Annotated in this window: 13 protein-coding genes; 1 reads left to right on the plus strand and 12 read right to left on the minus strand. The window is 40.4% G+C overall.

All coding sequences use genetic code 11. From position 1 onward, the window contains the following. Nucleotides 1–2: 2 nt before the first annotated feature. The 3 genes from BMZ99_RS06865 to BMZ99_RS06875 all read right to left on the minus strand — a co-directional run bounded on the left by BMZ99_RS06865 (nt 3) and on the right by BMZ99_RS06875 (nt 3,544). Nucleotides 3–1,406 carry a DASS family sodium-coupled anion symporter gene (locus BMZ99_RS06865; RefSeq protein ID WP_090934372.1) on the minus strand — a complete coding sequence of 468 codons (1,404 nt, stop codon included), beginning with the start codon at nt 1,404–1,406 and terminating at the stop codon, nt 3–5. Nucleotides 1,407–1,588: 182 nt separating this feature from the next. Beyond that, a complete protein-coding gene (locus BMZ99_RS06870) occupies nt 1,589–2,632 on the minus strand; it encodes an Ldh family oxidoreductase (RefSeq protein ID WP_090934375.1) in 1,044 nt (347 codons plus the stop codon). A 36-nt stretch (nt 2,633–2,668) separates the two neighbouring features. Then, on the minus strand, nt 2,669–3,544 hold the full coding sequence (locus tag BMZ99_RS06875; protein ID WP_090934378.1) for an NAD(P)-dependent oxidoreductase: 876 nt from the start codon (nt 3,542–3,544) through the stop codon (nt 2,669–2,671). Nucleotides 3,545–3,892: 348 nt separating this feature from the next. On the opposite strand from BMZ99_RS06875, the gene BMZ99_RS06880 reads away from it, so the two are divergent. After that, nucleotides 3,893–5,764: a sigma 54-interacting transcriptional regulator gene (locus tag BMZ99_RS06880; protein ID WP_090934381.1), complete on the plus strand. Its 1,872-nt coding sequence runs from the start codon at nt 3,893–3,895 to the stop codon at nt 5,762–5,764. 145 nt (nt 5,765–5,909) lie between these two features. Here the strand turns inward: BMZ99_RS06880 and BMZ99_RS06885 are convergent, their stop codons facing one another. From BMZ99_RS06885 to BMZ99_RS06925, 9 genes are all read right to left on the minus strand, one after another. After that, nucleotides 5,910–7,781, minus strand: a complete 1,872-nt coding sequence (locus BMZ99_RS06885) for a sigma-54-dependent Fis family transcriptional regulator (RefSeq protein ID WP_090934385.1) — start codon at nt 7,779–7,781, stop codon at nt 5,910–5,912. Nucleotides 7,782–8,087: 306 nt separating this feature from the next. Beyond that, nucleotides 8,088–8,777, minus strand: a complete 690-nt coding sequence (locus tag BMZ99_RS06890) for an RraA family protein (RefSeq protein WP_090934388.1) — start codon at nt 8,775–8,777, stop codon at nt 8,088–8,090. Nucleotides 8,778–9,075: 298 nt separating this feature from the next. After that, nucleotides 9,076–10,218, minus strand: coding sequence for a lactonase family protein (locus BMZ99_RS06895; protein WP_090934391.1), 1,143 nt, complete (start codon nt 10,216–10,218; stop codon nt 9,076–9,078). 81 nt (nt 10,219–10,299) lie between these two features. After that, on the minus strand, nt 10,300–11,667 hold the full coding sequence (locus BMZ99_RS06900) for a tripartite tricarboxylate transporter permease (RefSeq protein ID WP_090934394.1): 1,368 nt from the start codon (nt 11,665–11,667) through the stop codon (nt 10,300–10,302). After that, nucleotides 11,668–12,099 (minus strand): hypothetical protein, encoded by a 432-nt coding sequence (locus BMZ99_RS06905; protein WP_090934396.1) that lies wholly within the window; start codon nt 12,097–12,099, stop codon nt 11,668–11,670. 32 nt (nt 12,100–12,131) lie between these two features. Next, on the minus strand, nt 12,132–13,586 hold the full coding sequence (locus tag BMZ99_RS06910) for an SLC13 family permease (protein WP_090934399.1): 1,455 nt from the start codon (nt 13,584–13,586) through the stop codon (nt 12,132–12,134). Between the two features lie 328 nt (nt 13,587–13,914). Then, complete coding sequence (locus BMZ99_RS06915) at nt 13,915–14,883, minus strand: 2-hydroxyacid dehydrogenase (protein ID WP_175490493.1); 969 nt, start codon at nt 14,881–14,883, stop codon at nt 13,915–13,917. Between the two features lie 25 nt (nt 14,884–14,908). Beyond that, on the minus strand, nt 14,909–15,817 hold the full coding sequence (locus tag BMZ99_RS06920; RefSeq protein ID WP_090934405.1) for a DUF6282 family protein: 909 nt from the start codon (nt 15,815–15,817) through the stop codon (nt 14,909–14,911). 385 nt (nt 15,818–16,202) lie between these two features. After that, nucleotides 16,203–19,334: an efflux RND transporter permease subunit gene (locus tag BMZ99_RS06925; RefSeq protein ID WP_090934407.1), complete on the minus strand. Its 3,132-nt coding sequence runs from the start codon at nt 19,332–19,334 to the stop codon at nt 16,203–16,205. Nucleotides 19,335–19,348 lie beyond the last annotated feature (14 nt).

A 19,348-nucleotide genomic window follows, 5' to 3' on the forward strand; every position in this document is an offset into this window, starting at 1 on the left:
TTTTACCAAATACCAATCACTTTCCAATACGGCAGACTTACGATAAAGTTAACGACGAAACTAACGAAAGCCATTGTCGCACCAAGCTTCCACCAGGTTTTCTGGTCAACGTAACCCGAACCAAACAAAACCGGGCTTAATGCACCGCCGTAATGAGTTAACATACCAGCATATCCGCCAGCAAACGCAATGAGAAAAACATAGGGAAGAACAGGCAGATTAGCTACCATTCCAAGCGTAAATAGGACTGGAATCATGGTCGCAACGAATGCTGCCATTGATGCAAATACATATCTGACTACCACACTAAACAAAACCAACAGTATTAAAATAATCAGCTCATTAACACCTGTAAAATTAATATTAACTGAGATTAACTTTGCTAGCCATTCAAAGAACTTAGCTTTAGCTAAAGCATCAGCTAATCCAATAATACCACCATACCATATGAAAGTGCTCCAGGCCCCTTTTGTAGCGAGAATATTCTCCCAAGTCATTACACCTGTCCACAAACAGGCAGCCACAAAGCCAATAGCGACTGAAGTTGCATCAATCCCAATAAAAGGTCCTAAAGCCCAGCCCAAAATAGCTAGCACAAATAAAACTCCTAATATCTTTTCCCGAATTGACACTGCGCCGAGCTCCGCTAGACCATTTTCAGCAACGGTCTTATTATCGATTTCTTTTAGCTCTGGCGGATACAGCTTGTACACCGCATAGGGAATAATCAGCAGAGTAACTAACCCAGGAACAACAGCTGCCTTTGCCCACAACATCCAATCGACCTTAACATGGAGAATGCTCTCTGCAAACGATAGGATCAGCGCATTCGGTGCCATGGCTGTAAGAAAGGTATACCCTGTTGTAAAACTTATATAATAAAGAGTCATTGTTAAATAAGCCCCTACCCGCCTGGCCGTTGAACCAGGAGTTGAACCAAGTACTACTGCAATATTTTGAAAGATTGGATATATAATTCCTCCCGTTCTAGCTGTGTTTGAGGGAGTAGCTGGGGCTACAACTAGGTCAGTTAATGCCGCAACATAGCCTAACCTAAGAGTAGTACTTCCAAATTTCCCAATTAGAATATATGCCATTCGCTTGCCAAGTCCTGTGGCAATAAATGCAGTGCCAATCATAAATGCAGAAAAGACCAGCCAGGCTGTTGAGCTGGCATATCCACTTAATAAAACGCCAATATTACCAAAAGATAATCCTGATGCAGCAATCACTCCAAATAAAATCACGGCTTCATCAAATGGTCGGAGAATTAATCCAATAATTGCTGCCATATACATGGCAAATAGCTGCCAGGCTTTTATGGACAGGCCTTCTGGTGCAGGAAATAACAAAATCACCAGAGGCAATACAATACAAAGGCCAATTTTACATGTTTTACTATTCACAAAATTCCCCCCAGTTTTCTATCTTTATTTATGCGATAGACATTTTTTCCATATTCAATCTGTTCCCAACATCATCAATATACTGCCCCCTGGGCTAACTCCCCAATAGAGGGGTTGACCCGGCTAAACCTTGTCTTATATAAACAGAGGGATTACCATTCGGGTCAATAATTCGATCCGGCTTATAATTTAGGAATAGCAAACCTTTCAGCAAGTCCAGCTAATTCCTTTATAACATCCTCTGGTACTGGAATACCTTCGACTTGCCTTTTATCGGCTAGGTTGAATTCGATTTCTCCCGGCAGATACACAGGTGAGCCATCCACCGATGGTGAATCTTTTATTCCTCTAATTACTGTGTCAACATTCGTTTTAAAGAAATCAAGATTGATAAACTTTTCTATATTAATAGCAATAAACAGATGCCCAGTCTTGGATGGGCCTGAGATATCAGTGATATTTTTTACTTCACCAGTAATTCCACTGCCAGTCAACACTCCGCATAATAAATCAATCACCAGGGACAAACCAGCGCCCTTCGGTCCACCTACTGGCTCCATAAAACCTTTAAGAGCCGCCTTAGGATCATCCGTTGGATTACCATCCATATCCCTTGCCCAGCCAAAAGGAATTTTCTCACCCGCTAAAGAGGCACGTCGAATTTTACCGCGAGCCACAACTGAAGTTGACATATCTAATATAATGGGTCTTTCTTTGGCAGTTGGTATCCCTATTGCTAAAGGATTGGTACCAACAAGTGGTTTTTTGGTATTATAAGCAGCCATTGCAGGCGATGAATTGGTAATAACTAAACCAATCATATTCTTCTTGACTGCCTGCATTGCATAAAAAGCAGCTACGCCAAAATGATTTGAGTTTTTAACTGCTACAACAGAGGATCCTGTTGTTTTTGCTTTTTCAATGGCATACGTCATAGCCTTAGTCCCAGCAATTTGTCCAAAACCATTCTGAGCATTTAACAAAGCAGATGCCAAAAGATCTTTTTCCAATTCCATAGTTGGATCCAGTACCATTGCCCCCGCCTTGACTCGATCTAAATATGTCGTCAAGCGGGCAACACCATGTGAGCTAACCCCGCGTAAATCTGCATATAACAAGGATTCAGTAACAATTTCCGCGTTTTGACCACTTAAACCAGCTTTTTGTAATATGGCATTACAGAATTTTTCTAGCCTTTCAGCCGCTACTACAATCTTTTCACTCATTTTTTTCACTCCTCAGTTATTGTAAAGTTTTCTATTTCATTTATCAAACATAGTAAAAATCTCATGAAAATCATTTGGGGGAACACCCTTAAAAAACTCTTTAAACTTCTGATCCGTGCACCATTTAAGCTTAGCTTTTGTTGCTTTCGACATGGTGCTGTCAACCTGTAGATTATTTAATGTTGTAAGTACTTCATCCATCTCATGTTCGCGTCGTTCAGAATGTATTACGCCTCTAGTCAACAGACCATTGATAATGGGTAAGAAAGGGCCATCTGTTAACGTCTCTTCTATAGAGGCCAGAACATCATCTTCAATACCGTACTGATGGCTTGCCATTACGGTTTCTAATAATAAAGTAACAAAGCCTTTCATAAATATGCTGCGAAACATTTTGGATGCGGATGACTTGCCTGCAGGTCCCTCTAGCAATGTAATGTTCATTCCATAACGGTTCATCGTTTCCGCGAACTCTTTAGCTCCAGCTCCTGATGCCAGCATTGGTACTTTATGTCCATTTCCTGGAACAGTCCCCATTACTGCAACATCTACAAACAGAGCTTTTGTTTTTGATACAATTTCATTTGCAGCAACTTTAGTATCAGGACCTGCAGAATTAATGTCCACATATAGTTGCCCTGATTTAAGATATATTGCACTTTCTTCAGCTAGTGCAACGGCAAGATTCGCGCTGACAGAAGAAATTACAATATCCGATATTTCAATTAATTCTGAAATGCTTTTTACAAGATTCACACCAGCATCTTTTGCCCTTTGAGTGACGATCTTCGACTGTGGTTCGATATTCCAAAATTTATCATAAGCATGAATGTGTATAATTCCTTCTCCAGCTAAACCAGCTGCAATATTAAAAGAAGCTTCTCCAAATCCAATAAAACCAATCTTAAACATAACTATAACTCCTTTGATTTTTTTTTGCCTAGCAAAGCTACATCATAATCCCTCCACATAATGATCGTACAAGATTTCACTAGTTTTACATGAAAATACTGTCTTTTTGAATCCCACAGTCTATATCTCTTATTACCGTTATCAATACCGCACATCATAGTTAATTGCATGAACCATGCCAGATTTTTTAAAAATCAGAAAAATTTTATTTCACATAAGAAAATCCTTTATTTATAGGCTTTGTAGGTTCTTTTAATACGATGCGAAGAGAAGATCAGTTGAGCCAATTTATTAGTTTTGATATAATTAGTACAACTATTGTTGCATTCCGTTGCGAGGTGATGAATTTTGTCTAAGATACTATTAATCTTGCCCGATAAAGACTTACTGCCCTTTGCCAAAGAAACTTTGACTACGATCTACCCTGATATTGAAGTAGTAGCAGCAATTGCCGATCAGGGAGTTGACATTGTCAAGGAAAAACTAGCCTCTGGTTTAGAAGTGGTAGCAGCCCGCGCGGTAACCGCTGCCGCTATTCGCCGGGCAGACCTTAATGTGGCAGTGGTAGAAATTCCTCGAACCAGTTTTGACATTATCAGGACAATTGATGAAGCTAATCTGCATGGGAAAAAATTGGCCTTCATTTCTTACTCCGAAAAAATATGGGGGATTGACTTCTTCTCCGATGCATTGGGAGTCATGATTCGTCAATATACTGTTAGCTATAAGAAAGATTATGAAAAAGAGATATTGGCAGCCTGTGCGGATGGTGCTGAAGTAATCCTGGGCGGCTTCACCGTTGTAAAGACTGCCCAACACCATAAGATCCCTTGTGCCCTAATTCGTCTCGGTAAAGAAAGCTTATTGCAAGCGGCTCATGAAGCCATACATATTCAAGAAGCATTAGACAACGAAGCGGCTAAGCGAGGGGTTTTCGGCACTATTTTGGATTATTCTGATGAAGGTATCATTACAATTGATAAAAGCCATCGCATTACAGCATTTAATCCACTTGCCCAAAAATTTACCCGCATCAGTAAATTGGCAGCTCTAGGGCAGCCAATTGAAACGATCTTACCACAATTTAATTTGGAGAAAGTTGCTGATCTCGGCAAAGAAGACTTGCATAGCATTGTTGAAGTCGGAAAGGTAAAAATCATGTGCAACAAAGTGCCAATAACTGTTAATAAGAAATTGTATGGCGCTGTTGCTACCTTTCAAGAGATTGGAAAAATACAAGAAATGGAAAGCAAAATCCGTCAGCAAATCTATGCGCGCGGACATCTTGCCAAATTCCATTTCGAAGATATTCTTGGGAAAAGCTCAAGTATTTTAAGCACAGTCGAGATTGCAAAAAACTTTGCAGCTACTAATTCTAGCATTTTAATTTTAGGTGAAACCGGTACGGGAAAAGAAGTTTTTGCACAAAGCATTCATAATGCAAGCAAACGAGCTAAAGGTCCTTTTGTTGCCATAAATTGTGCCGCATTGCCTGCACAGATTCTTGAAAGTGAACTTTTCGGCTATGTTGGCGGAGCCTTTACAGGAGCTAACAAAGAAGGAAATCCTGGCTTGTTTGAAGTTGCTCATGGTGGCACTATTTTATTGGATGAAATCGCTGAAATGGACTATGTAAACCAAGGCAGACTCCTTCGCGTACTTCAGGAGAAAACAATCGTAAGATTAGGCAGCCATAAAGTCATTCCTGTCGATGTACGTGTTATTTCAGCTACAAATAAAGACTTAGAGGTGTTGATTCAAGAAAATAAATTTCGAAATGACTTATATTATCGTTTAAATGTACTAAACTTAGAACTACCATCACTAAGAACTAGAAAATCCGACATTCGATTTTACGTCGAAAATTTTGCCCAGGAAATTGTTGCAAATTCAGGCGTTATTCCAAAATTCACCCCAGATACAATACGTATTCTTGAAGAATACCCCTGGCCTGGAAACATACGAGAACTTAAAAACATCGTAGAGAGAATCGTTGCAACGGCAAAAACATCAATTATTAGCAGTACGTTTCTTGAAAGCATTTTTCACAAAAAAAAATCAAGTCTTTCTGCTTTATCCCAAAAAGAAAAACGGCTTATTCAAGAAATTCAGCAGGCATTACAAAATACAAATGGAAACACGACTGCTGCTTCCAAGTTGCTGGGAATTAACCGCACAACTCTCTGGCGGCGAATGCAAAAGTTTAAAATAGAATATTAATAAGCTTATCCATTGTAAAGATAGATATATGACTATGATCAAAAAGAGAGGCTGTATTGAAATAATCGCTTCAATACAGCCCCTCTTTTTGATCATAAGAGCCCCCCAAATTAACCACCTTAATGTGAATGTAATACCGAATAATTTAATACTCTATATTCAACTTTTGCATTCTTCTTCGCAATGTCATACGATGAATCCCTAGTATTTGAGCAGCCGCTGTATAATTACCCTTAGCGTCTTTAAGAGCAGACATAATTTCGCGTGTTACACGATCTTCTTTGGAAGAAGGAGCATTGATGCTGATTCTTCTTTTTCTTAGATTCATTGATAATACTTTACTATTTATAACATCACTTTTACAAGTTGCCACAACTCTTTCCATGACATTCTTAAGTTCCCGAATATTACCTAACCAAGCATGATCTTCCAACAACTGTAGAGCATCTTTTGTTAATCGGAATCTTCTACCCATATCTGCAGAAAGTTCACGTAAAAAAGTTTCCGCATATAAATGAATATCAGCTTTACGTTCCTTTAACGGCGGTAATTCTAAAGTTAATACATTTAAACGATAATACAAATCATCACGGAATTTATTTTCATCAATCAACTCTTCTAAATTCTTATTCGTTGCTGCAATGACACGTACATCAACGGGAATGACCTTATGGCTTCCTAGACGCACTACAGTTTTTTCTTGAAGTACTCGCAATAGACGTCCTTGATTAACATAATCTGTTTCAGCAATTTCATCAAGAAAAATTGTTCCTCCATGGGCTACTTCAAATAGGCCTTGTTTGCCTTCTTTGTTAGCTCCTGTGAAGGCGCCGCCTACATAGCCAAATAGTTCACTTTCAAGGATCTGTGCAGGCAATGCTGCGCAATTTATGGCAATAAAAGGACCATCAGCCCGCTTACTAGCATTGTGAATACTCTGAGCAAAATACTCTTTGCCTGTTCCAGTCTCACCTAGAACTAATATATTAGAATTAGTCACTGCAAAATCTTTTGCCATTTCAATGGCCTCAATCATAATAGGACTCTTCCCAACAATATCTGAAAATCCAATTTTCGCCACATGTCCACGCGCATATATTTTCCGACGGATTACTTCTTCCATCTGCTGAATTTTGCTGATATCTTGAAAAGTTGCTACAGCACCATAAGGCCTGCCGTTTACAGTAATCGGTATTTTATTGCAGATAACTTTTGTACCATTCACATCAATAATATTATGTAAGCTTTCTATACCACTATCCACCGTTTCACTCAAGTGAAATTGCGGTAAAACAGAAGCAGCATTTTGCCCAAAGGCACTTACCTTGTCAATTCTTACAAGCTGCTGCGCTTTAGGATTAAGCGCAGTAATGTTATGTTCTTGATCAATCGTGACAATTCCATCATAAGCATAATCAATAATCGTACTAAAAAATCCACTTTTAGCGGCTTCAATTTCTAACGCTTTTTGAATTTGTACCGCTTCACGTGCAGCTTGCAGCAAACTTTCCCTTCCGAGTTTTAATAAAATATAAGGAATGCCATGATGTTTAGCTGCTGCTACAACCCTAGCTCCCCCCAACATCACATTAGCACCACGAGAAGCTGCCTCTTTCACAGCTTGTTCTATGTTATCTCCATAATGCACGACATGCTGAAAAAGGGTTACACCTAAAACATCGGCCAACGTATCTAAACCAAACACGGTTGTTGAGTAGGTAATAAAAGCGATTGTTTGGCCACGAAGATCTTCTTCACATATGGCACGAATAATATCAATACTTGTAATTGGGATCTCTACAACCGTAATATTTACTTCTGCCTGCTTAATCGTTAGTGCTGTTCCTGCCCGCGCAGCTACCACATCCACACCCTGGGCAATATAATCCTGAACTACTTTCACAGCTTGATTGGAAAATGCTGTACTTAACTCAATATCAATATGACTTTCTCCCAAAACATCTCTGGCTTGGGCAATCATGGCTTCATCCGAAACTAGAAATAGTATTTTAGACACAATAAATCACTCCGCATAATTTTGTAGCAACTTATATCATAATAGCACACTAATTATAGCAGCTTGAATTTTCTTGATCTAGTTTTCCCCAAAAATAATTCTTCAGATTCATAAAGTCAGTAAATTAAATATATTAAATTCATAGTATCTTCTTTTTGAATTACAATGTAATCCACTAAACGATATGACTATGACCTCAAAACTGATATCCTTCAATTGCTACTATAACAAAGAATGAGACCTACTCTTTAGAGTAAGGCTCATTTCTTTATTATAGCTATTATTAAATTATACTAACTCTTTGTATTAATAACAATCATCAATAATTTCGCATCCGCTTTTTGTAAAGGCTTCATCGGAATAAGCCGACCGATCTAATGTACCTGCCTCAATAGCCTTAAATGTTTTATGCTCTGCATCAGACTTAGCTTTTGCCTTTGCCGCAATTACCTCTGCATCTCTAGGAGAAATAACAACAATACCGTCTCCATCACCGACCAGAATATCACCAGGGTTTACAACCATTCCTCCACAGCTTACTGGAACATTGATTTCCCCTGGACCATCTTTATAAGGTCCCTTCGGTGTAATCCCTGCTGCATAAATCGCCAAGTCCATTTTCTTCAATGCATCAGCATCCCGTACTGCTCCATCAATGACTACGCCAGCAAGTCCTTTTTTCAAGACCTGTCTCATCATAATTTCGCCTGTTACCGAATTTGTTATATCTCCTTGCACATCCACAACAATGACATCTCCTGGCTGTGCTAAATCAATTGCCTTATGAAACATTCTATTATCACCAATTCGCGCTCTCACCGTAAAGGCTGTGCCTAATAGTGGTGTATCATTTAAAGGCTTAATACGTGCATCTACGCAAAAGAACCGATTCATCACATCAGCAATATTTGCAGCTGGAAGCCCTCTGAATAACTCTACTACTTCCTTACTTGGACGATTTACTTTGGTATAAATTCGAAATCCTGCATTTGACATAATCATTCACTCCTTATTTATTGGTTTTAGTTTACTACCATGAATCGTTGTTGCACTGATCATTATTAGATCAACTTTTATTATGTGTTGCACAAATCATGCCAACTTTTATATAAACTATACAAAAATATATAACAGGCTGTAATTCCGCAAATTTACTGACTTTATACACCACAATGATACAGTCAAAGACCGAGACCACTACTCAGTTCTCCGCTGTTGTTGCAGTCAATGTAACTTATAGTCGCAAATAGCTATATCTTGCTACATTTTTTAATGACCGTAGGTATTATATCATTTAGCGCCCCCTAGTAAATACAATATTCGATGGGCTTGCACTTTTTATTACTTGCCCTGTTGGTTCAAGCATGCCATCCTTTTTAATATGAAATACCACAATGGAATCACTATCTTGATTGGCTACATAAAGCATATTACAGAAAGGATCAATGGTAAAAAATCTCGGTGTTTTCCCATGAGTAGACTGCCAGCCAATTGCAGTTAACATACCAGTGTCTTGATTCACATGGAACATACTAATACTATCGTGACCGCGATTGGAAACATATACATAGTTGCCAGAAGGGACTACCACAATTTCAGCACTAACATTAGCATCTTTCAAATTTACTGGCAATGTAGTTATGATCTGAATCGGCTTTAATTCACCGCTTGCTGCATCAAACTGATACGTAGAGACAGTAGAATCAAGTTCATTAGCAACATATACATACGGTCTATAAGGATAAAAAGCCAAATGACGCGGACCTGCTCCTGGATGTGCTGCTACAAAAAAAGGATGATTTTCGATTAATCTGCCGTTTTCTTTGTCAAATCGATAAACAAATATTCGGTCTAGACCTTTATCCGGCACGATAATAAATTCTCCCGTACTATCAAAATGAACATGATGAGGATGCGAAGAGGTCTGCTGAATAGGATGTGGTCCTCGTCCATCCGGCAATTGAACTAAAGTACACACTGACCCCAGCGACCCATCCTCCTGCCTGGGAAGCACGGCTAAATTACCCGAAGAATAATTTGCCACAATAATGTAACGGTTATCTGGATCTACCGTGCTTGCAACCCCATTTTTCCCGTGTGTTGGCTGTTCATTGAGCAAAGTAAGTTTCCCAGAGGTTTTATCTAGGGCAAAAGAAGATATTAACTCACCATCGCCATGGGCAGCATAAAGAAATTGCTGATAACGGTCTAATAGCAGCCAGGAAGGATTTATACTTTTATAAAGTTGAACCTGATGCCAAACTCCCGATTCTTCAATTTGATAAACGCCAATTCCTTCCCCGCGACCGTCACGATCACTAGAAGTATAGCATCCCACATAGGCAAAGTTAGGCGCATTAAAAACGTCTGACGATTGTGCTGTTACACAGGTATTCACAGGCAAGCAATCCTTTCTTACTATTCTTTCAGCATCCACGTTAGCTCCTCCATGCTATTCATTAATGCCCTTTAAACCTGCAACTCTTTTTACTATCCAGTTCCCTTACTTTTTCCAGATTTATTTAAAAGCAAATACTTGCATGATGATCCAAGGAGCAGCAAAATAAGACATAAATTGCACACCCACATTAAATCCGAAATATTTATTGAGTACACCACTGAAAATTCCCATTAAAATAGTAATTACAATTCCTGCTCCTTGCGCTTCAAAATAAGATAAAACAACGGTAAGCCCTGCAAACATTGTTAAAACTGCTTCCTGGCTGATATTGCGCATGACCCATACACTGGCAGGACGTGCATAATTCATTGCAAGAGGATAAGCAATGATAGAAGCAATGGCAACGGCAAGTAATGCATACCAAAAGAACTGTGCTGTTGTCATCATGTGATGCAAATTGTGTTGAGGGGTCATCATTGGCGGTGCATTGAATAAAGGAAATGCGGCTCCCATAGCCACCGAGCTCAATGGCAGGCCAAAAGCAACGAGAGGAATTAAAATTTCTGCCATATAAGTACTTTCTGTAGCACTATTCATGACTGAAACACTTGTTATCACTTTTTCGTAGAAGCTCTTTATCTTGGAACGCACAACTTCTCCTACAATAATCGTCATGCCAACGGCACTGGCCGTAAATGTTATCGCTGAAAAAATCGCAGCATAAAAGGTATATAACTTTTGTTTTCTTGATAATATTTTCAAAGGGTTAGGAAAATAACCAGACCACGTTTTCAAGTCAGGTGCCAGCCAAAATGTCTTAGGTGAGTCCACTGCTACCCGAGAGCGAGAAATAGGAGATAATGCTGCCAACAAGTCTGCAAATAATGGTCCCATAGCAATACCCAGGAAAACGCAGATGACAACACTTCCCCCCGTGGCAGCAATCGCCATTTTATTTAAACCTTGAACAAAAAATGTAAATGGTATGATTAAAGCAATACTAGCCCATTTGCCAGGGGAAGTATATCCCACACCAACAGCGACTATCGTGAAAATTGCACCAGCCCATACCTTGACAACATCTCCAAAGGGTGCCAGAACCAAGGCAAACCCAATGGAAATGGGCACCGAGATGAATGCTCCCAGCACACCAGCTGAAATCATTTTTTGCAGCGCAATGTGGGGAAGTCCTAAGCGCCGTAATATAGAACATGGCTCAATCATAGGCACAGCCAGTGTATCACCGGGGACACCTAACAATGCCGTCGGTATCGTGTGAATCAAATGCTTGGCTACCACAGCTGCCATACAAAAGGTAAATACAGCCACTGGAGGAACTCCGATAAAAACAAGGAGCAAGGTAGCTGGTGCAATTGTAGCAGTCTCTGTTGTACCAGCAATCAGACCAACCCCAACAAATATTATGGCACCCAAAAGGGCACCACCCAGTCCCCATGCAATTTGAAATAAAATATCAGCTTCCATTTACTCCCCTCCTTTTTTTGAGTGCTGCAAATTACCAGCAAATAATTCATATAGTTTCAACTGATGCATTTCCGCAATTACATCGGACGGCACTTCTTTTAAATATTCTGCCTCTTTCTGAAGATTGATCTGAAAGCTTTCCAATACAGAATCTAAATCAATACCGCCCTCTTCTTCCATTAAAATGCGCTTTGCTTTACTCCTTTTGGCAACGATAGCTCCAGCAGCAATACACCCTGCAATACCAAAAATTAATCCATACCCCATCACTAATCCCTTTTCTAGACTCCCATGAAAAGTCTGGAGATACCATAAACCACCTTTTAAACTTATAAAGCCTAGTACCCCGCCTAACAACAAACCAACTAAAAGGTCTTTAAACGCTACCGTATCGCCCCAAATGGTCAGTAAGTCTTGTTGTTTTTCTTGCATAAAATCCTCCTTATGTGTAAAAAATCAAATAATCAAAATAGTCCCAGCCAACGCCAATACGTTGCTGCGCATAGAGCATAAACGAGGCAAGCCATGGCTGAAATAACAATACCGACCCTTGGGTAATCTTCCATACGCAGCTTACCTGTTCCATATACCAAAATATTAGGTAACGTGCTATAAAACATCAGCACTGGATAGCCGCCAATAATCATACCCGCTGGCAATGCCAGAACAACTGGCGGAATATTTGCCTCGACCGCTAAAGCTAAAACGATAGGCAGAAGAGCCGTAGCCATCGCTGTAGTGCCGACAAAGAAAATATGCAAATATTGCACGACGAACATAACAACAATTAACAATAATAGTACAGAAAATGAATGCAGACCTAATGCACTAAATATGGTTACGGCCAACCACTTCGCAGCACCAGTCTTCATTAGAATATCTCCCATGGCTATGCCGCCGCCTGCAACCAGAACAATTTGCCAAGATACTCCTTTTTGTGCATCCGACCATTTTAGAACACCAAACCTCGGTAAAAATAGCATAACAACCCCAACTAAACAGGTCACAAGAACGTCGATCTTTGTCCACTCTCCAGTCATCCAAAAAACGATAACACCAATAAAAACAGCCAAAGTACGCTTCTCTTCTGCGCTCATTGGACCAGCTTCTTGCAATCGTTTCTGGATATACTCCGTACCTCCAGGAATTTCAGGATGTTCTGGCTTATAGGTTCTAAAAACGTACCACCAAGTGAAGAGTGTCATCAAAAAGGCTGGCGGCAGACCATATATTAACCATTTTGTATAGGATATTGCAGGACCGCCTGACTTGATAATGAAATCTACAGTTACAGGATTAGGAACTGTGGATGTAAGAATTCCCGCACTAATGGTAGCATTGGTAAAGGCTAATGTTAAGAGCAGTGCTACACCAAAATTAGAGCGTCCCTGAACCTGAAACAAATCAATAATTCCTAAACATACGGGAAGCATAATAGCTGTTCGCGCAGTAGCTGATGGGACTAAGAAAGCAAGGCAAATATTGACTAACACAATTCCCAATGTAATATTACGAGTACTGCTGCCAATTTTCGAAAGAATAACGTAGGTAATCCGCTCTGCCAATTTGGTCTTAACCATAGCTGTCGCTAATATAAAAGCCCCTACAAGTAAATAGACCGATGAAGAAGCAAAACCCTCAAGTGCACCTTTTAAATTGACTACTCCTAACAATACTGCTAAAGGTACAACTGCCAGACTAGTAATTGCCAGCGGCATAGCCTCCGTTAAATACAAAGCAAATATTCCAGAAAATAATATGAGCGCCTTTTTTCCAACAAGTGAAAGAGCAACCGGATTGGGTGCGAGCCAGACTACTATCATGCAAACAATCGCTAATGGCACTCCCCAAGTTAAACGTAATTCTTCAATCCGTGCTCCCCAATCATTTGTTGTCGGAGCATCTGCTTTGATTGACATATTTCTTCCTCCTATTTTTATATTTCCTACTCACTATTATTGTGATTCCTTCATATATTGCACGAACTATGCCAACCCTGAAGCTTGTTGCAAGAAAAATGTAAAACGGTAGAATTGCGCAAATTCATTGACTTTAAGCATAGATACATTCATTAGAAAAAAAATACTTAAGCAAAACGACTTTGAATTGCTACATCTTTTTGTTATAGGATGATGCAAATAGCTACAATTCGCTAATATCCTTTACGTTGCGAATGCACAAAGGATCTAAAGCCCCTCAAGGCTTTAGATCCTTTGTGCATTGCAGCAAACACCATATTATCCTTTTTTAAAAATACTTAGCGTTAACAAAATCTGTTTTTAGAAGAGGTTCTTCCTTACTGATCTTTATGATATTTTCGATACAACGCTTAGCCATGCTGAAATTTACATCCATCGTACTACCTCCCATATGAGGAGTTAGCACAATATTATCGAGTGCAAGCAAAGGACCGTTTGCATCAGGTGGCTCATGCTCAACCACATCCAGTCCAGCACCTAAAATCTGCTTATTTTGCAGTGCTTCTACAAGATCCTCTTCTTTAATGATCGCACCTCTCGCGGTGTTAATAATAATAGCATTTGGTTTCATTAACTCAATGGTGTCTTTACAAATCAAATGTCGGGTATTTTCCATCAAAGGCACATGTAAACTTATTATATCGGATGTCTTTAATAATTCTTCCAATTCAACATAGTTTACTCCCCATTTTTCTTCTTCTTCAAGAGGTTGCCTAAACGCATCATAATACTGTACGTTAGCCCCAAAAGCTTGTACTTTCTTAGCTACCAGCTTGCCTATACTACCAAAGCCAATAAGTCCAACCGTTTTGCCATCAATAACATACGATGTACTCGCAATCCCTGCTTCTCCCCGCCACTTCCCCGCAAGAACATTATTATGCAAGCGTGGTAGTTTACGATAAACAGCCAGCATAAGCAACACAGCCATTTCCGACACGGACGGGGCATTCATACCCGAGGTAATGGCTACCGGAATCTTTCTTTTTGCTGCTGCTTCAATATCTACGGTATCAAATCCAACGCCCCAGCGTTGGATTAATTTTAAATTGGGGATCGAATTAATGATCGCGTCTTTCATTGTAAGGGTTCTTAAAATAATATAATTGACATCGTGTAGTGCAGAGTATTCGCTCTCTGCAGTAATCTCCTTGATCGTAAAATCATTTGGAATTCCTTTATATAGTAACTCTTTAATTTGTGGATCATAGGGTCCAATCAGTGCAATTTTTTTCATGACAATTTCCTCCATGTATTTAAATTTATAATGCCAAACCTAATAACTCTACTTGATTTTTTCTTACCATATAGGCAAGCTCTTCTTCTGAAAAGCCTTCTGCTAATAATGCCTTTAGCATCATACGAAACCCTTCAATCGGAGCAGGATTGTGCATCTGACCAAAGTCAGTTGCCATAATGCATTTTTTAACACCAACTGCTCGTATCGCTTCTACAAAATCACTAATAGGAATATTTGCGTGCCGAGGTAAAGAAGCAACCCATGTATGTTCTATATATGCCCCCATTTGTGCTAACTGTATTTGGTCTTTTACACTAAGTCGTGTACCTACATTTTCACTAAGAGGATGTGTTATTACCATCTTCTTAACACCTTTTTCTGCCGCCATTCCAATTAAGGTAAAAATCTCTTGTCTAGAAAGATGTCCCGTTGCCAAAACCATTTCATGCTGCTTTATGATTTCAATAATTTCAATTACTTCAGGTAGTAATTCTCCATTATCCCTTAAAATTACTAAATCATTCTGTCTTCTATCTTTGTCTGTTTTCTTCTTACTTGGATCGTTTCTCGCAGAATAGGTGGGCATCCAAACAACTTTAGATCCCAACGCTGCCTCTATTTCTACTGCCGCCGGATTTATCCCTCCTATACTTACATCCAAAGTGATCGCGCCAATCGCCAAGCAACCTCCTGCATATTTGTTGACTAATTGAGCAATCGCACCTGTACCACAGCTTTTATCTTTTAGTACTACAGCGCGCATTCCTACCATTCTTGCTGCTCGCACCACTTCAAACATATCCATTTTTCTTAGTGTTTTTCCATCTGGACCAGGATGAACATGAAATTCGATAGCTCCAGATAACAGGCTTTTGATGGTTGTTTCGCTGTCATTTACTATAGGTGCTTTGTTTGTCGTGCTCAAGCTCATTGGCAATCATCATCCTTTCTAGCAAAAGTCCCTCTATAGCACAACAAGTTGTGTATATCAATTAAACATGCATATCTTATGCCAAGATTAGGCTTTTATTTAATTTTTTTCAATCTCTTGATTTTGCTACGTTGAAGCTAACAGTTTTGCCGACAAAATGAAAAGAGACATAAGATATATCAGTTATTAGTAACATTTGCATTGCTAATTGATATATTTTGCTATAACATGGCACAAAGCGATGCATAAAAGCTACCAGTGATGCAGTGCCTTTAGGTAAAACATATTTTTTCCGTGTCTACGTATTGGAACTGTATACAAAGCAATGTCCTTGATACCTCACAAGAAGGATCAAGGACATTGCTCTTTAAACAGTATATATGTCTTAACAGACTTGCTTTTTCTTCCCATGGAGTTTAGCCACAATCCATTCCACAGCAACAAACAAGACTGGAATAAGGAAAATACCAAGAGCCGTGGCAACGGTCATACCGCCAACAACTGCAGTTCCCATCGCCTTTCTCGCGCCGGCACCGGCACCACTTGCCACCGCCAGCGGCAGGCACCCGATAATAAAGGCAAAAGACGTCATGAGGATCGGGCGGAGACGTAATGCCGCAGCTTCAATAGCAGCTTGCACTGGGTCCATCCCCTTATCTACCCTGACTTTCGCAAATTCAACGATCAAAATCGCATTCTTAGCGGCTAAACCAATTAGCATAATCACTCCGATCTGCATATACACGCTGTTTTGCAGATTCATAGCATATTGAGATAATAATGCCCCAAAAATTCCGGTTGGCACAGAAAGCATGACAGCATACGGAATGCTCCAGCTCTCATACAGCGCTGCCAGGCATAAAAAGACAAATACTAAAGCCAATGCCAGAATCTGCATCGTTGTGCTGCCGGCTTTCTTTTCTTCCCGGCTTTGCCCTGACCATTCCACGCTAAAACCGGAAGGCAGTTTTTCTTTGGCCAGTTTCTCCATGACAGCAAGGGCTTGCCCTGAACTATAGTTTTCTCCTACCGAGCCATTAATCTGAATGCTGCGGGCAGCATTGAAACGGGAAATAATGGATGGTCCGGTAGTTAGCTTCGGCTTTATCAAGGTATTTAACGGAATCATAGAGCCATTCGAAGATCGGACATAAATAAAGCGCGTCATGTCCGCTTCATTGCGGAACATTGTATCGGCCTGCATAACCACTTTATAGGTACGGTTAAATTGGTTGAAATCATTCACCTGGGTACCGCCAAAATTAACCTGCAGCGCCGTAAATACCTCATTTAATGCAATTCCTAGAGTTTTAATCTTTTCACGGTCAACTTCAAATTCATATCCGGGAGAATCGCTTTTATAAGTAGAGTATACTGCACTCACTTCCGGAATTTGATTGGCTGCAAGCACAAATTCTTTCGTAATCCCATCCAATTCTTCTTTGCTGTGACCAGTCATATCCTGCAATACCATAGTGAAACCGCCGACCATACCCAGCCCTGGCAAGGAAGGCATATTAAAGGCCATAATTGAAGCTTCCGGGAACAGGTCCGCTTTGCTCTGAACCTGACCAATGATAGAATCAATCTGGGTTTCAGGGCTTTTTCGGCTACTCCACGGTTCGAGCCCAACAAATAGGACTGCCGTATTTGATTTAGCAGCATTTGACAAAAGATCAAAACCCACAATCGCAATGACCTGTTCTACACCTGCTTGTTCTCTAATTTCTTTAGCCACCTGATCGGTTATGACCTGTGTCCTATTCATACTCGCACCTTCCGGCAAATTGACTGATACCGCAAAAAAACCTTGATCTTCATCCGGTACAAACGTCGTCGGGACAATTTTATATAGGTATACCGTCCCCACTACAATGATTAACAAGAAGATACAACAATATTTCGCCTTGGAAATTAATGATTTCACCGTCTCACTATACGCACTGGTGGTTCGGTCAAACCAGTCGTTAAATTTTCCAAAAAATTTGCCGAGAGCATTATCCTTTGCCTGTTCTTTGTAAGGTTTTAATAAAAGCGCACACAGTGCCGGGGTCAAGGATAAAGCGACTAGAGCAGACAAAGCCATCGACACCGCGATCGTCAAGGCAAACTGGCGATAGAGAATCCCCACCATGCCGCCGATGAAGGCAACCGGAACAAATACGGCCGCCAATACAAACGCAATGGCAATAACGGGTCCGGACACTTCGTCCATTGCTCGTTTTGTGGCCTCCACTGGTGTCAGCCTATTATAGCGGATGTGATGCTCCACGGCTTCAATAACGACAATAGCATCGTCGACAACCAGTCCTATCGCTAATACCATAGCAAACAGCGTCAAGGTATTAATCGAAAATCCAAGGAGCACAAAGGCACCAAATGTACCAATCAAAGATACAGGAACTGCCAGCATAGGAATGAGCGTTGCCCGCCAGCTTTGCAGAAAAAGAAATACTATAATCATTACGAGAGTCATCGCTTCCAAGAAGGTTTTAACTACTTCGTGCATAGATTCAGAGATAAAATTCGTATTATCAAAGACAGGTTTATATTTCATATCCGGCGGAAAACTTTCTGCTGCTGCTGCCACAGCTTTTTTTACTCCTGCAATGGTATTCATTGCATTCGCATCGCTGGTAAGCTGAATGCCCACGGCAACCGCATTGGTCCCATCCTGTTTTGAGGAGTAATTCAATTCTTTTCCGGCATTCTCGACTCGTGCAATATCCTTCAGATACACAAAGGAGCCATTCGGCTGAGCCTTCACGATAATATTTTCAAAATCAGCAATACTTGCCAAGCGCCCTTGCACTTTCGCTGTATATTGAAATTCCTGCTTTTTCGGTACAGGCATGGCACCAATTGTACCGGCTGGCGCCTGGACATTCTGTTCCTTGATAGCCTCAATCACATCAGAGACTGTTAACTCCAGTTCCGCCATGCGATCCGGGTTAATCCAGATACGCCGGGAAAAATCTGCTCCTAGAATCATCACATCGCCTACACCATTGACCCGTTTAACAGCATCTTTTAAGTAGACATTAAAATAATTAGTTAAAAATACACTGTCATAGGTTCCCTTGGGAGAATAAAAACTCAGCATCATAGCCATGTCAGAAGATGCTTTTCTGGTGGTAATGCCAGCCGCGGTTACTTCTGCCGGCAAATTGGCATTGGCCTGGGCGACACTGTTCTGTACCTTTACGGCAGCGATGTCTCCATCGATACCTAGATCAAATACAACTTCCAGACTATAGGCACCCGAATCATCGGAATTTGAGCTCATGTAGTTCATGCCCTGAACACCATTCACCTGCTCTTCCAGCACTTGGGCTACCGTCTGATTCACGACCTCAGCGTTTGCACCAATATAGGCTGCCGACACGGATACTGTCGGCGGCTGAATTTGCGGGTACTGAGCGATGGGAAGATTCAGCCCGGCAATCATTCCTGCTACCACAATCATAATGGAAAGAACAATTGCAAAAATTGGACGCTCAATAAAAAATCTTGCCACGATTATGTACACCT

It is taken from the genome of Pelosinus propionicus DSM 13327 (assembly GCF_900114615.1).
Taxonomy (GTDB): Bacteria; Bacillota; Negativicutes; order DSM-13327; family DSM-13327; genus Pelosinus; species Pelosinus propionicus.

Coding starts and splice junctions, on each gene's coding strand:
- BMZ99_RS06890 (WP_090934388.1), bottom strand. CDS start 8,777: ATGTCAAATGCAGGATTTCGAATTTATACCAAAGTAAATCGTCCAAGT.
- BMZ99_RS06900 (WP_090934394.1), bottom strand. CDS start 11,667: ATGGAAGCTGATATTTTATTTCAAATTGCATGGGGACTGGGTGGTGCC.
- BMZ99_RS06905 (WP_090934396.1), bottom strand. CDS start 12,099: ATGCAAGAAAAACAACAAGACTTACTGACCATTTGGGGCGATACGGTA.
- BMZ99_RS06875 (WP_090934378.1), bottom strand. CDS start 3,544: ATGTTTAAGATTGGTTTTATTGGATTTGGAGAAGCTTCTTTTAATATT.
- BMZ99_RS06870 (WP_090934375.1), bottom strand. CDS start 2,632: ATGAGTGAAAAGATTGTAGTAGCGGCTGAAAGGCTAGAAAAATTCTGT.
- BMZ99_RS06910 (WP_090934399.1), bottom strand. CDS start 13,586: ATGTCAATCAAAGCAGATGCTCCGACAACAAATGATTGGGGAGCACGG.
- BMZ99_RS06920 (WP_090934405.1), bottom strand. CDS start 15,817: ATGAGCTTGAGCACGACAAACAAAGCACCTATAGTAAATGACAGCGAA.
- BMZ99_RS06915 (WP_175490493.1), bottom strand. CDS start 14,883: ATGAAAAAAATTGCACTGATTGGACCCTATGATCCACAAATTAAAGAG.